The organism is Anaeromyxobacter dehalogenans 2CP-C (assembly GCF_000013385.1).
In the GTDB taxonomy this organism is placed as follows: Bacteria; Myxococcota; Myxococcia; order Myxococcales; family Anaeromyxobacteraceae; genus Anaeromyxobacter; species Anaeromyxobacter dehalogenans_B.
Genome location: NC_007760.1, coordinates 2350950 through 2365537 on the forward strand (window position 1 = coordinate 2350950; position 14588 = coordinate 2365537).

Below are 14588 nucleotides of genomic sequence, written 5' to 3' on the forward strand. Positions count from 1 at the left end.
GCCGCCCCCTACCGCGAGGCGACGGCCTCCTCCACGCGAGCGACGTCGACGAGGCACGCCTTGGTCTCCTGGGTGCCGGCTCCCGGGTCCACCGCGTCGATGGTCAGGTAGTTGGTGCTCGGACCGGTGCTGAGGCCCTTGAACCCCCAGTTGTACGGCATCCACACCACCGGCACCTCCTGGCCGGCGATCTTCATGACCTGCATGCGCTTGGTGACGACGGCCTTCACCGTCACGTCGCCGCGCGCCGAGGTCACCTTCACCTTGTCGCCCGACCGGATCGTGAGCTTCGCGGCGAGCTTCTCCGGCAGCTCGATCACCGGCTCCGGGAACAGCTCGTTCAGCCACGGCACGTTGCGGGTGGTGGACCCGGCGCACCAGTGCTCCGCGATGGACGAGGTCATGAGCACGTAGGGGAAGTCCTTCGACGTGCCGATGGGCTGCTTGGCCTTGACCCGCGGGTACTTGAGGCACGGGTTCGTCTGCACCTTCGGGTGCATGACGTTCGCGACGGGGCTCTCGACCGGCTCGTAGTGCTCGGGGAACGGACCGTCCTTCGGCACGTAGGAGCTGTCGATCGGCAGCTCGTCCTTCGCCTCCTTGAAGGACTTGTACGGCGCAGCCATGAGCCGCCCCAGCCCCTCGGCGTTCATGCGGAACGCGCGCTGGCCCTCCGGCGTGTCCGGGCCCTTGGTGGCGTCCGGCACGTCCGGCGTGTCCTTGCCCTTCCACTTCTTCTCGGTCTCGTCCCAGGCGATGATCGGGATGGTCCCGGGCCAGGGCTTGCCGTTCGCGTCGCAGGAGGCGCGGTTGTAGAGGATCTTCATGTTGCCCGGCCAGGACCAGGCGAAGTCCTTGTAGAAGCCGATGCCGGACTTGTCCGAGCTGTCGCGGCGCTTCGACAGGTTCTTGCCGCCGGCGAACACGCCCGCGTACAGCCAGACGCCGGACGAGGTCGAGCCGTCGGCCTGCAGCTGGCCGATGCCGCCCACCATGTCACCCGCCTTCAGCACCTTGCCGTCGGGGAGCGTCACGTCGCGGTGCACGCGGCCGTTGATCTCCTTCAGGACGTCCTCGGCGAGGCTCTCCGCGCGGTAGTCCCAGGCGGCCTTGGCGAGCGGCGCGTCCTTGGGATCCGCCGAGCCGGCGTACAGGCCGCGGACCTTGCGGTAGACCGCGTCGATGATCTCGATGTCGGTCTTGGCCTGCCCGGGCGGCTTCACCGCCGCGTGGCGCCACTGCACCATGCGGCCCGAGCCGGTGATGGTGCCCTCCTTCTCCATGAAGTAGGCGGCCGGGAGCAGCAGCACCTCGGTCTGGATCGCCTTCGGGTCGGTGCCCGGGCGCTGCCAGAACGCGGCGGTCTCGGTCTCCCACAGCTCCTGCACCACCAGCATGTCGAGCTTCGACAGCGCGTCGTGCACGTAGGAGAGGTTCGGGTTCGTGACCATCGGGTTCTGGCCGAGGGCCCACAGCACCTTCATCTGCCCGGCGTAGGCGGCGTCGAGGATGCCGTAGATCGAGTAGTCCTTCTTTGCGCTCTTCTTCGGCAGCCAGGCCCAGCCGAACTCGTTCTCGGGGGTGGCGTTCTCGCCGAACCACGCCTTCAGGCCGTTCGCGGTCATCTTCGCGCGGAAGCTGCCGTTGGCCTTCGTCCAGTCCTTGAACGTCGTGTGGGCGTGCTCGGGGTAGTTCAGGTAGCCGAACATGTAGCCGTGCAGCACGGACATGTCGCAGGCGCCCTGCACGTTCGGCTCGCCGCGCAGCGCGTTGACGCCGCCGCCGGCCACGCCGATGTTGCCGAGCAGCATCTGCAGGATGCCGTAGCAGCGGATGTTCTGGATGCCGACCGTGTGCTGGGTCATCCCGAGCGCGTACAGGATCGTGCCGGGCCGGTTGTTCGCGTACAGCTCCGCGATCTCGACCACCTGCTTCGCCGGCACGCCCGAGATCTGCTCCGCCACCTCCGGCGTGTAGCGCGCGAAGTGCTGCTTCAGCTTCGAGAACACGCAGCGCGGGTCGTCGAGGTCCTTCGCCTTGACCGGCTTGCGCGCGGCGTCGAGCTCGTAGCCCCACGAGGCGTTGTCGTACTTGTGCTTCTCGTGGTCGTACCCGGAGAACACGCCCTCGTCGAAGCCGAACTCGTCCTTCGACACGAGGAGCGCGTTCGTGTGCAGCTTCACGTACGCCTCGTCGTAGAGGCGCTTCTGCAGCACGTGGTTGATGACCGCCGAGAGGAACGCGATGTCCGAGCCCGGGCGGATGCGCGCGAACACGTCGGCGATCGAGGAGGTGCGGTTGAAGCGCGGATCGACGTGGATGACCTTGGCGCCCTTCTCCTGCGCCTTGCGGATCCACTTCATCGCCATCACGTGGTTCTCGGCGGCGTTGGACCCCTCGATCAGGAAGACCTTGGCGTTCTGCAGGTCAGCCCAACCATTCGTCATCGCGCCACGGCCGAACGATGCCCCCAGACTGGGGACGGTGGGGCTGTGTCAAAGCCGTGCCTGGTGCTCGACGTAGCTCGTCCCGAGCAGCCGGCCCATCTTGTTGAAGAGGTAGCACTCCTCGTTCGTGTTCTGGGCGCCGCCCATGAGCGCGATCGCGTCGGTGCGGTTCACCGGGTACTCGGCGTCGCCGTCCTTCTCGGTGACGGTCCAGCTCGCGTCGCGGACCTCCTTGAGCTTCCGGGCGAGCTTCTCGTACGCCTGGTCCCAGGAGATCTCCTCCCAGCGATCGGAGCCCGGCGCGCGGTACATCGGCGCCTTCACCCGCCGCGGGGAGTCGTGGGTGGCCTTCATGGCCGCGCCCTTGGTGCAGAGCGCGCCGAAGTTGATGGCGTGGTCCGGATCGCCCTCGAGGTTGACGAGCTGCCCGTCCCTGACGTGGGCGACCATGCCGCAGCCGCACGAGCAGAAGTTGCAGGCGGTGGTGAACTCCTTGGTGCCCTTCAGCTTCAGGGCGCCGGTGGCGGCCCGCGCCTCGCCCGGGCCGAAGCCCAGGTCGGCGAGCGCCAGCCCGGCCGTGCCCCCGGCTGCAATCTTCAACCAATTTCTTCTGCTCAGGGTCATTGTGGTGCTTCCCTTTCGTTGCCAATCCGGATGGCGGCTGCTCCCGCGGGTCGCGGCGTGTGCACCGCCCGGGCCACCCGAAGGATTGCCTCCTCGGGCGTACGCCGGGCGACGACGCGGGCGCACTGTACCGATCGGTCCACATTGATGCAAGTGCCCGTCACACCGAGCGAATTCTGGCTCAAGTCGAGTTCAAAGGTCCATGAAGTTCGGAATACCTGTTCCGGGGGAGCGGGGAAGCCCCTGGACTTCCGGGGTCCGGTACCGGCTTGACCCGGATCAATTGACCACGCGCATTTGGGCGCCGGCGCGGGAGGGGGACGAAAATTACGCGCCGGGAATCCCCTGCGGCGCACCCGGCGCAATCGCTGCGCGGCGGGCGGCCGCGCGCCGGGGCGCCCGCGCGATGCCTCCCCTGCCCGGCCCGCACAACGGGCATACTTTGACGAGGCGGGGCCGCGGGCCCGGCCCACAGGCCCATGCCCAACCGTCGCCGCCCGCCCGTCGCCGTCCTCCGCACGCACGCGGTGCCCGCGGCCGTGGCCGCCATCAGCCTCGCGGCCACGCTCGCGTCCTGGCAGTACGTGCGGGCCGCGGTCCAGGCGCAGGAGGTGGCGCGCTTCCGCGAGCGCGCCACCGCGGGCACCGACGCGCTCCGCGACCGGATGAACGCGTACGTGGCGATGCTGCGCGCCACGCGCGGCTTCGTCGAGGGGACCGGCGGCGAGCCGGACCGCGTCGGCTTCCGCACCTACGTCCAGAGCATCGAGCTCACCCGCTACTACCGGGGGATCCAGGGCCTCGGCTGGTGCCGGGCGCTCCGGCCCGGCGAGGTCACCGCCCACGTGGCGGCGGTGCGGGAGCAGTGGAACCCGGAGTACCGCGTCTGGCCCGAGGGCGAGCGCGCGCTCTACTCCAGCATCGTGTTCCTCGAGCCGCTGGACTGGCGAAACCGCCGGGCCATCGGCTTCGACATGTTCTCGGAGCCGGTCCGGCGCGCGGCGATGGAGCGGGCGCGCGACACCGGCGACGTGGCCGCGTCCGCCCCGGTGGAGCTGGTGCAGGAGGCCGGCACCGAGCGGCAGGCCGGGTTCCTCGTGTACCTGCCGGTGTACGCGCGCGCGCCGCGCTCGCCGGAGGAGCGGCGCGAGCTGCTGCGCGGCTGGGTGTACGCGCCGTTCCGCGCCACCGATCTGCTGCGCTCCACGCTCGGCGACGCGCCGGCGCGCACCATCGGGCTGGCGGTGTTCGACGGGGAGGTGGAGACGCCCGACGCCCTGCTCTACGACGACGGCACCGCCGCCCGCGGCGGCGCGCTCACCACCGCGCAGCGCCTGGAGGTGGCCGGCCGCACCTGGACCGTGCGCCACACCGCCAGCGCCGCGTTCGTCTCGCGCACCGACCGGGCGCTCCCGGGGCTGGTGCTGGGCGTGGGGGCGGCGCTCACCGTGCTGCTGTTCTGGATCACCCGCTCCGAGGTGCTGGCGCGCGGCCGCGCCGAGCAGGACGCGCGCCGCACCGCGTTCCTCGCCGCCGCCAGCCAGCGGCTGGCCTCGGACCTCGACTACCGGCGCACCCTCCCCGAGGTGGCCCGGCTCGCCGCCGAGCGGGTGGCGGACGTGTGCGTGGGCTGCGTGGTGGAGCCGGCCGGACCGCTCTGGTTCGCCGGCCACCGCGACCCGGCCCGCGCGGCGGCGTGGCAGGCCGCGGCCGCCGCCACCGGCCTGGACCCGCAGGCGCGCACCGGCATGGCGGCCGCGCTCTCCACCGGCCAGCCGCACGAGGTGGACCGCGCGCCGGACCGGGTGCCGTTCTTCGCGCGCTCCCCCGCGCTCGCCGACCGGATGCGCGAGGATCGCGTGGACGCGCTGCTGAGCGTGCCGCTCATGGTCCGCGGCGAGCCGCTCGGCGCCATCACCCTGCTCTCCGCGCACGGCCCCTTCGACGGGCACGATCGGGCCATCGCCGAGGACCTGGCCCGGCTGCTCGCGGCCTCGGTGGACACGGCGCGGCTCACCTGGCGCGCGCAGGACGCGGTGCGCGTCCGGGACGAGTTCCTCTCGATCGCCTCGCACGAGCTGAAGACGCCGCTCACCTCGCTCGCGCTCCAGTCCGACAGCCTGCGCGCCAGCGCCGGCCGCGGCGACGCGGAGGCGCTGGTGCGCAAGTCGGAGGTGATCCGGCGCAGCGTGGACCGGCTCACCCGCCTGGTGGCGAGCCTGCTCGACCTCTCGCGCATCAACGCCGGCCGGCTGGAGCTGGAGCTCGAGCCGGTGGACCTCGCCGAGGTGGCGCGGGACGTGGTGGCGCGGTTCGAGGAGGAGGCGGCGCGGGCGGCGTGCCCGCTCTCGCTGGAGGCGCCCGAGCCGGTGGTGGGGCGCTGGGATCGGGTGCGGCTCGACCAGGTGCTCACGAACCTGCTCGGGAACGCGGTGAAGTACGGGCCCGGGCGGCCGGTGGAGGTGCGGGTCCGCGCCGACGGCGACCGGGCGCTGCTCTCGGTGCGCGACCACGGCATCGGCATCTCCGCGAGCGACCAGCGGCGCATCTTCGAGCGCTTCGAGCGGGCGGTGTCGCGCCGCCACTACGGCGGCTTCGGCCTGGGCCTGTGGATCGTGCGCGAGATCGTCGAGGTGCTGGGCGGGACCGTCCGCGTCGAGAGCGCGCCCGGCGCCGGCTCGACGTTCACCGTGACGCTGTCGCGCGCGCCCGAGCCCGCCGCCGCGCGCCGGGCCGGGGCCGCCACCACCAGCCCCCCGCCCACGGCCTGAGCGCGGTCCGAGGGCTCAGCCCGGGCCCGGCTGGCAGCGCGGGCACCACCAGGTGGCCTGCGCGTGCGGGCCCTGCCGCGCGAACGCGATGGGCGCGCCGCACCGGCGGCACGGGCGCCCGCCGCGGCCGTACACCCAGGCCCGCTCGCGCGGGTTCATGCGGCGGGTGGTGCGGCGCCCGCCGCGCCAGGTCTCCACGCCGCCGGGCCCGGGCGGCGGGACGTTCTCGGCGATGAGCCGGCGCGCGGTCGCGATCACCGCGCGCAGCTCCGCGTCGGCGAGGTCCTCGACCCGGCGGAACGGGCTCACCCCGGCCACGAACAGGATCTCCGACTTGAGCTCGTTGCCGGCGCCGGCGAGCGCCCCCTGGTCCACCAGCGCGTCCGCGACGGCGAGCGCGCCGCGCGCCCGCAGCCGCCGCTCCGCCTCGGCCTGGTCGAACGCCGGCGAGAGCAGGTCGGGCCCGAGGCGCGCCAGCGCCGGGGCCCGCCCCAGGTCCGCGGCGCGGATCCACTCCGCCACCGGCAGCTCGAACGCCACCGCCACCGCGTCCGGCACCTCGACGAGCACGCGCATCGCCGAGGCGGGCCGCCGCCACGGGGCGCCGGGCCGGTACAGGTGCCAGCTCCCGTTCATGCGCAGGTGCGTGCGCAGCACGAGGCCGCCCGAGAAGTGGAGGAGCAGGTGCTTGCCGACGGACTCCACCCGCTCCACGGTGCGCCCGGCCACCGGCGCGCCGGCGTCCACGCGCGCCAGCCGGGGCAGCACCGTCTCGAAGCGGACCACCGGCTTGCCGGCGAGCGCGCGGTGCAGGGCGCGCGCGGCCCGGGCCAGCGTGTCGCCCTCGGGCATCAGGCCAGCCCGGCGCCGGAGGGGAGCGTCAGCGCGCCGGCGGCGCGGCGCGGGAGCTGCAGCGCGGTGCCGGCCGGCGAGAACCCGGCCTGCACCAGGAAGCCGGCCAGCGGGTGCGTCGCCGCAGCGACCCCGTTCACCTCCTCCAGCAGCGCGCCCTCCCCGCGCGCGAGCGCGTCGCGGGCCAGCGCCGCGAGCGCGCCCGCCACCGCCTCGCCCACCCGCGAGCGGTCCGGCTCGTCCTCCGGCAGCCACGCCAGCACCTGCCGCAGCCCGCGGGCCGCCCAGGCGCCGGGCGCCCCGTCCACCAGCACCACCTCGGCGCCCACCGCGCGCGCGGGCCGCTTGCCCTCCGGCGCCCCCGGCACCGGCGGCCACTCCACCAGCGCGCCCCACGCGTTGGCCGGGTCGGCCGCCGCCAGCGTCACCACCTCCGGCGCCTCGCCCGGCTCGCGCGAGGCGCGCAGCAGGTCGAGCGCGCCCGGCTGCGCGAACTGCATCGCGCCCACCCCGGCCACGAAGTAGCCGCGCCGGATCCGCCCCGACTCCTCGAGGTGGCGCAGCACGTCGTAGACCGCGCCGAAGCCGCCCGGCAGCGCCTCGGCGGCGGCCACGCCGCGGGTCACCACGCCGTAGCGCGCCAGCAGCTGCTGCGCGAGCGCCGCGCTCCACTGCGTCGGGGTGGGCCGGGGCCGGCCGCCGGCGTCGCGGCGCGCCTCCACCAGCGTCCAGCGCCCGCCCGCGCCGGGCGGCGCGGAGAGGCGCGAGCGGTACCCGGCCGCCGCGGCCCGCCGGGCGGTCCGGCGCGCCCGCTCGCGATCGCGCCGCGGCGCGGCCCGCGCGGCGCGGGCCCGCAGCACCTGGAACGTGTCGTTCGTCACCAGCCCCCGCCACACCAGCGCCCAGATCGCGTCCACCGTCTGCTGGGCGAAGCCGCCGCCCGCGGCCTCGTGCAGCTCCGGGAAGAAGCAGGCCCCGCGGTGCGCCAGGTGATCGAGGATGCGCCGCTCCCGCGGATCCTCCGGCGGCTCGGCGGCCGGCGCCGGGGGGAGCAGCGCGGGCAGCGCGTCGGCGAGGAAGATCGCGACCCGCCCGTCGCGCTCGCCCAGCGGCTCGAGGCCGACCCAGGTCACCTCCCCGCCCGCCGCGAGCGCGTCGAGGTCGCCGGGCAGGTAGCCCTCCACCCGCGCCGGCAGGATCTCGCTCTCGAGCAGCGACGCCGGCAGCGGCGCGCCCTGGAGCTTCTCGACCGCGTCCAGCACCGCGTCCAGGCCGGCGGCGCGGCGCGTGATCCCGTGCCAGCCGAGCAGCGTCCGCCCCAGCACCCGCGGCTCGACCGGCTCGATCTCCTCGCGGAGCTTCGCGAGCGAGCGGCGCCGGAGCGTCCGGAGCACGTCCGGGTCGCACCACTCGCGCTCCGCGCCGTGCGGCCGGAACGCGCCCTCCAGCAGCCGGCCCGCGCGCGCGAGCCGCTCCAGCACCCGCTCCGCCGCGGCCCGGCCCAGGCCGAGGCGCGCCGCCAGCTCCCCCGCGGTGAACGGCGCGTGCCGGCGGGCGTGGCGCGCCACCAGGCCGTCGAGCGCGTCCGGCACCGGCGCGAGCAGCGCCTCGGGCACGCCGGGCGGGAGCGGCACCCCGAGGCCGTCGCGGTAGCGGGCGGCGTCCTCCACCGCCACGAACCGCTCCTCCCCGCCGACGCGGAGCGGCACCGCCCGCCGCTCCGCCACCAGCCGGTCGAGGCTGGCGGCGACCTCCGGGCTCGCCGAGCGGCGCTCCACCTCGGCGCGGCTGAGATCCCCGAGCCGGAGCAGCATGTCGGCGAGGCCGTCGGCGCTGCGCACCCGCAGCTCGGGCCGCAGGAGCTGCAGCCGCGCCTCCAGGTCGGCGAGCGCGTCGGCGTCGAGCAGCTCGCGCAGCTCCGCCTCGCCCAGCAGCTCGCGGAGCTGCGCCTGGTCGATGGCGAGCGCCTGCGCGCGCCGCTCCGCCAGCGGCGCGTCGCCGTCGTAGATGAAGCTCGCCACGAAGCCGAACAGGAGCGAGCCGGCGAACGGCGACGGCACCCGCGTGTCGGCGACCGCCCGGCGCACCCGCCCCGCCTTCAGGTCGCGCATCAGCTCCACCAGCGCGGGCAGGTCGAACACGTCGCGCAGGCACTCGCGGTAGGCCTCGAGGAGCAGCGGGAACTGCGCGAAGCGGGAGGCCACCGCGAGCAGGTCGGCGGCGCGCTTGCGCTGCTGCCACAGCGGGGTCCGCTGGCCGGGGCGGCGGCGCGGCAGGAGCAGCGCGCGCGCGGACGCCTCGCGGAAGCGGGCGGCGAACAGCGCGGTGGCCCCGAGCTGCTCCACCACCAGCGCCTCGACCTCCTCCGGCTCCGGGAACAGGAAGTCCACCTCGGGCGGCTGGTCGGTCTCCGGGAGCCGGAGCGCGAAGCCGTCGTTGGTCCAGAGCGTCTCCGGGTCGGCGCCGAGCCGGTCGCGGGCGCGCCGGGCCGCCGCCATGCACCAGGGGACGAGCACCGCGCTGCCGAACGGCGCGAGCACGCACACGCGCCAGTCGCCCAGCTCGTCGCGGCAGCGCTCCACCAGCACGGTCCGGTCGTCCGGCACCGCCCCGGCCGCCTGCTGCTGGTCCTCGAGGTAGCGGACCAGGTTCTCCGCCGCGCGCGCGTCGAGGCCGTGGCGGGCCCGCAGGCGCTCCAGCGCGGCGGCGCGCGGCACCCCGCGCAGCTCCCGCACCAGCCGCCCGATGCGCCGCCCCAGCTCCACCGGCCGGGCGGCCGCGTCGCCGTGCCAGAACGGCATCTTCCCCGGCTCGCCCGGCGCCGGCGACACGAGCACGCGGTCGTGGGTGATCTCCTCGACGCGCCAGGTGGAGGCGCCCAGGGTGAACGTCTCGCCGACCGCCGTCTCGAAGACCATCTCCTCGTCCAGCTCGCCCACCCGCGCCTGGCCCTTGGCGCCGCCCAGCAGGTACACGCCGTAGAGGCCGCGGTCCGGGATGGTCCCGCCGCTCACCACCGCCACCCGCCGCGCGCCCTCGCGCGCGCGCAGCACCCCGCGCACCCGGTCCCAGGTGACGCGCGGGCGCAGCTCGGCCAGCTCCTCCGACGGATACCGGCCCGAGAGCAGGTCGAGCACGCCCTCCAGGATCCCGCGCGGCAGCTCGGCGAACGGCGCGGCGCCGCGCAGCGCCGCGTGGAGGTCGTCCACCCGCCAGTCGTCGAGCGAGACCATCGCCACGATCTGCTGCGCCAGCACGTCGAGCGGGTTGCGCAGGTAGCGCGTCGCCTCGACGTCGCCCTCCTGCATGGCCTCGGTGAGCGCGGCGCAGGCGACGAGGTCGCCGCGGTACTTCGGGAACAGCACGCCGGCGCTGGGCGCGCCCACCTGGTGGCCGGCGCGCCCGATGCGCTGCATGCCGCTCGCGACCGACGGCGGCGCCTCGATCTGGACCACCAGGTCCACCGAGCCCATGTCGATGCCGAGCTCCAGCGAGGAGGTCGCCACCAGGCCGCGGACCCGCCCGGCCTTGAGGTTGTCCTCGATGGCGATGCGCTGCGGCCGGGCGATGGAGCCGTGGTGCGCCTGCACCAGCGTCTCGCCCGCCAGCTCGTTCAGCGCGCCGGCGAGCCGCTCGGCCACCCGCCGGCTGTTCACGAACAGCAACGTGGTGCGGTGCGCCTTCACCAGCTCGAGCAGGCGCGGGTGGATGGCCGTCCAGATCGAGGCCCGCGGGGGCGCCTGCGAGGCGTCGCCGCCGGGCAGGTCGAGCGGCTCGCCCAGGCGAGCCATGTCCTCGACCGGCACCTCGACGGTGAGCTCGAGGGCCTTGCGCGACCCCGCGTCCACCACCGTCACCGGCCGCCAGGCCGGGCGGGCGGCCCGGTCGCGCAGCTCGCCCAGCGCGCCCTCGGCCTCGCCCGCCCCCGCCGGCGCGGCCGGGCGCGCGCCGCCCAGGAACCGCGCCACCTCGTCGAGCGGGCGCTGCGTGGCCGAGAGCCCGATCCGCTGCAGCGGCCGCCCGGCCAGCTGCTCCAGCCGCTCCAGCGACAGCGCCAGGTGCGCGCCGCGCTTGCTCGGGACGAGCGCGTGGATCTCGTCCACGATCACCGTCTCCACCGTGCGGAGCCCCTCGCGCGCCGCCTGCGTGAGCAGCAGGTAGAGCGACTCCGGGGTGGTGATGAGGACGTCGGCGGGGTCGCGCGCGAAGCGCGCCCGCTCCGCGGCGGGCGTGTCCCCGGTGCGCACGGCCACCGAGGGGATCCGGTGCGCGTCGCCGCGCTCCGCCGCCACCTGCGCGATGCCGGCGAGCGGCGCGCGCAGGTTGCGCTCCACGTCCACCGCCAGCGCCTTCAGCGGCGAGACGTACACCACCCGCAGCCGCTCCCGGCGCGGCGGCTCGGGCGAGAACATGAGCCGGTCGATGCAGGACAGGAACGCGGCCAGCGTCTTGCCGCTGCCGGTCGGCGCGAGCAGCAGCGTGCTCTCCCCCCGGTGGATCGGCGGCCAGCCGAGCGCCTGCGCGCGGGTGGGCGCCTGGAAGGCGCGCTCGAACCAGGCCCGCACCGCGGGGTGGAACGGCACCGCCGCCGCATCGGGGGACCTCGCCATCCCCCGAGTCTAACGGAGGGGCCGGACGGCCGCCCCCGGCGAGCCGGCCGCGAGCGCCAGCGCGCCGGCGCGCACGCGCACCGTCACCTCCACCGAGGCGACCCGCGCCCCGGCGCGCAGGCCGCCGGGCTCCGCCTCCACCCGCGCGCCCGGCTCGGCGCCGCGACCGCCCGCGCCGCCGACGCCGACGCCGAGGCCGAGGCCCACGACGCCGCGGATCACCCGCCCCGCGATCCAGGCCGGGCCGGCGGCGCCCGGCACGGGCTCGGCGGCGGGCACGAGCTCCGGCGCGGCCGCCGCCGTGGCCACCTCCACCAGCTCCACCGCCGCCGAGCCGCCGACCTGCTGCGCGCGGGCCACCTGGTCGCGCGCGGAGACCACGTGCAGCCGGCGGGGCGCGCGGCGGGGGGGCGCCTTGCGCGGCAGCAGGCCCTTCCCGGCGCGGGCCAGGTTCACCTCGCGCAGGGTGGGCGCCGCGGACGCCGGCGCCGCGGGCTGGGCTGCCGCCTGGGCCGCGGCGGAGCCGTCCGGCGCGGCCGCGGCCGCAGGGGACGGGGGCTCCGCGCCCGGCGGCGCGGCGGCCGCCAGCGAGAGGAGGAGCGCGACGAGCGACAGGGACATCGGACCTGCCCATCCACGGCGCGGGGGGGAGCGCCGTCGATCCACCGGCGCGAGGGGCGCCGTCCGCTCGACGTTGCGTCGCCGGCCGCCGGGGCGCCACGCCCCGCGCCCGGCCAGCGCCCACGCAGCCTGCGACGCGGCGCGGCGACCCCCTCCGGACGGGCGGCGCACCCGCGCACGGCGGGTTAGAAAGGGGGCGCCCCGCACCCGAGGACGCGCGCCATGAACCCAGCCTTCACCGATCACCTGCGCACCCAGCTCGACCGCCTCCAGGCGGAGGGGCTGTTCAAGCGCGAGCGCGTCATCACCAGCCGCCAGGGCCCCTGGGTCGAGGCCGACGGCCGCCGGGTGGTGAACCTGTGCGCGAACAACTACCTCGGCCTTGCCGGGCGGCAGGAGCTGGTGGACGCCGCGGTGGCGGCGCTGCCTCGCTGGGGCTTCGGCATGTCCTCGGTGCGGTTCATCTGCGGCACCCAGGACATCCACAAGGAGCTGGAGCAGCGGCTGGCGCGCTACCTCGGCTTCGAGGACGCCATCCTGTTCTCCTCCTGCTTCGACGCGAACGGCGGCGTGTTCGAGGCGCTGCTGGGCGAGGAGGACGCGGTCGTCTCCGACGCGCTCAACCACGCCTCCATCATCGACGGGATCCGGCTCTGCAAGGCGCGCCGCTACCGCTACGCGAACGGCGACATGGCCGACCTCGCCGCGCAGCTCGCCGCCGCCGACGCCGCCGGGGCGCGGTTCAAGCTGGTGGTGACCGACGGCGTCTTCTCGATGGACGGGTACCTCGCCAACCTGCCCGCCATCTGCGACCTGGCCGGGCGGCACGGCGCGATGGTGATGGTGGACGACAGCCACGCGGTGGGCTTCGTCGGCGAGCACGGCCGCGGCACGCACGAGCACCACGGGGTGATGGGCCGGGTGGACCTCGTCACCGGCACGCTCGGCAAGGCGCTGGGCGGCGCGTCCGGCGGCTACGTGGCCGGCTCGCGCGAGGTGGTCGAGTGGCTCCGCCAGAAGGCGCGGCCGTACCTGTTCTCGAACACGCTCGCGCCGGTCATCGCCGCCACCAGCATCGCGGTGCTCGACCTGCTGGAGTCCGGCGACGGCCTGCGGCGGCAGCTCCGCGAGAACGCCCGCCACTTCCGCGCCGAGCTGACCCGCCTCGGCTTCGAGCTGCTGCCGGGCGAGCACCCCATCATCCCGGTGATGCTCCACGAGGCGCCGCTGGCGCAGGAGCTGGCCCGCCGGCTGCTCGACGAGGGCGTCTACGTGACCGGCTTCTTCTTCCCGGTGGTGCCGAAGGGCCAGGCGCGCATCCGCACGCAGATGAGCGCGGCGCACTCGCGCGAGGACCTCGACCACGCCGTGGCGGCGTTCGAGAAGGTCGGCCGCGCGCTGGGCGTCATCTGAGCACGTTCACCCCGAGGGAACCGACGCGATGAAGGCACTCGTCAAGGCGAAGCGCGAGGAAGGCATCTGGATGCAGCACGACGTCCCGGTCCCCGAGGTGGGGGTCCACGACGTGATGATCCGGGTGACGAAGAGCGCGATCTGCGGCACCGACGTGCACATCTACAACTGGGACGAGTGGAGCCAGAAGACCGTCCCGGTGCCGATGGTGGTGGGCCACGAGTACGTGGGCCGGGTCGAGCGGGTCGGGGCCGAGGTGGAGGCGTTCCGGCCCGGCGAGCGGGTGAGCGGCGAGGGGCACGTCACCTGCGGCTTCTGCCGGAACTGCCGCGCCGGCCGCCGGCACCTGTGCCGGCACACGGTGGGCGTGGGCGTGAACCGGCCCGGCTCGTTCGCCGAGTACGTGGTGATCCCGGCCGACAACGTCTACCGCATCCCGGACGACATCCCCGACGACATCGCCGCCATCTTCGACCCGTTCGGCAACGCCACGCACACCGCGCTCTCCTTCGACCTGGTGGGCGAGGACGTGCTCGTCACCGGCGCCGGGCCCATCGGCGTGATGGCGGCGGCGATCGCGCGGCACGTGGGCGCGCGCCACGTGGTGGTGACCGACGTGAACGACTACCGCCTCGACCTGGCGCGCCGGATGGGCGCGTCGCGGGCGGTGAACGTGGCGCGGGAGGACCTGCGCGCGGTCATGTCCGAGCTGGGCATGCGCGAGGGCTTCGACGTGGGGCTGGAGATGAGCGGGAACGGCCGCGCCTTCCGCCAGCTCCTCGAGGTGATGAACCACGGCGGCAGGATCGCCCTGCTCGGCATCATGCCCGGCCCGGAGCCCATCGACTGGAGCCAGGTGGTGTTCAAGGGCCTCCAGCTCAAGGGCGTGTACGGCCGGGAGATGTACGAGACCTGGTACAAGATGGTCGCGATGCTCCAGAGCGGGCTCGACCTCTCGGCGGTCGTCACGCACCGCTTCTCGATCGACGACTTCCAGCAGGGCTTCGACGTGATGCGCAGCGGGCGCTCGGGCAAGGTCGTGCTGGACTGGGGCGTCGCGCGCTGAACGATTCACCCACCGTGAGCTGACACCGCGTGTGCGGCGCGCCCGCGCCGCGCGGCAACAAACCACGCGCCGGTCGCACCCGCACGCGGGGTGCGGGCGCGCGAGGCCTGCGCCGGGATCCCTACCGGACGCGTCCACTTTCGCCCCGCGCCGCCGGCGCGCCGGCCGCACGCGCAGGCGCTGC

General features: G+C 75.2%; 7 protein-coding genes. 3 read left to right on the forward strand and 4 right to left on the reverse strand.

The features are described from left to right. Positions 1-8: 8 nt before the first annotated feature. Positions 9-3071, reverse strand: coding sequence for a formate dehydrogenase-N subunit alpha (gene fdnG, locus ADEH_RS10835; protein WP_081436913.1), 3063 nt, complete (start codon positions 3069-3071; stop codon positions 9-11). Between the two features lie 479 nt (positions 3072-3550). Here fdnG and ADEH_RS10845 point away from each other — a divergent pair, with 479 nt between their 5' ends. Then, the gene (locus ADEH_RS10845; RefSeq protein ID WP_011421142.1) at positions 3551-5842 is read left to right on the forward strand and encodes a CHASE domain-containing sensor histidine kinase; all 2292 of its coding nucleotides are present in this window, start codon (positions 3551-3553) and stop codon (positions 5840-5842) included. A 15-nt stretch (positions 5843-5857) separates the two neighbouring features. On the opposite strand, the gene ADEH_RS10850 is transcribed toward ADEH_RS10845, so the two are convergent. The 3 genes from ADEH_RS10850 to ADEH_RS10860 are packed head-to-tail and all read right to left on the reverse strand — an operon-like array spanning position 5858 to position 11925. Beyond that, a complete protein-coding gene (locus tag ADEH_RS10850; RefSeq protein WP_011421143.1) occupies positions 5858-6694 on the reverse strand; it encodes a DNA-formamidopyrimidine glycosylase family protein in 837 nt (278 codons plus the stop codon). Continuing rightward, positions 6694-11304, reverse strand: coding sequence for an Lhr family helicase (locus tag ADEH_RS10855; RefSeq protein WP_011421144.1), 4611 nt, complete (start codon positions 11302-11304; stop codon positions 6694-6696). The genes ADEH_RS10850 and ADEH_RS10855 overlap by 1 nt, the downstream gene beginning before the upstream one ends. A gap of 9 nt (positions 11305-11313) precedes the next feature. After that, entirely contained in the window at positions 11314-11925 is a 612-nt protein-coding gene (locus ADEH_RS10860; protein WP_041453490.1) for a hypothetical protein, read from the reverse strand. A 222-nt stretch (positions 11926-12147) separates the two neighbouring features. On the opposite strand from ADEH_RS10860, the gene ADEH_RS10865 reads away from it, so the two are divergent. Together ADEH_RS10865 and tdh are read left to right on the forward strand one after the other, a co-directional pair. Next, positions 12148-13338, forward strand: coding sequence for a glycine C-acetyltransferase (locus tag ADEH_RS10865; RefSeq protein WP_011421146.1), 1191 nt, complete (start codon positions 12148-12150; stop codon positions 13336-13338). Positions 13339-13366: 28 nt separating this feature from the next. Then, complete coding sequence (gene tdh, locus ADEH_RS10870) at positions 13367-14404, forward strand: L-threonine 3-dehydrogenase (RefSeq protein ID WP_011421147.1); 1038 nt, start codon at positions 13367-13369, stop codon at positions 14402-14404. Positions 14405-14588 lie beyond the last annotated feature (184 nt).

Coding starts and splice junctions, on each gene's coding strand:
- ADEH_RS10845 (WP_011421142.1), top strand. CDS start 3,551: ATGCCCAACCGTCGCCGCCCGCCCGTCGCCGTCCTCCGCACGCACGCG.
- ADEH_RS10850 (WP_011421143.1), bottom strand. CDS start 6,694: ATGCCCGAGGGCGACACGCTGGCCCGGGCCGCGCGCGCCCTGCACCGC.
- ADEH_RS10855 (WP_011421144.1), bottom strand. CDS start 11,304: ATGGCGAGGTCCCCCGATGCGGCGGCGGTGCCGTTCCACCCCGCGGTG.
- ADEH_RS10860 (WP_041453490.1), bottom strand. CDS start 11,925: ATGTCCCTGTCGCTCGTCGCGCTCCTCCTCTCGCTGGCGGCCGCCGCG.
- ADEH_RS10865 (WP_011421146.1), top strand. CDS start 12,148: ATGAACCCAGCCTTCACCGATCACCTGCGCACCCAGCTCGACCGCCTC.
- tdh (WP_011421147.1), top strand. CDS start 13,367: ATGAAGGCACTCGTCAAGGCGAAGCGCGAGGAAGGCATCTGGATGCAG.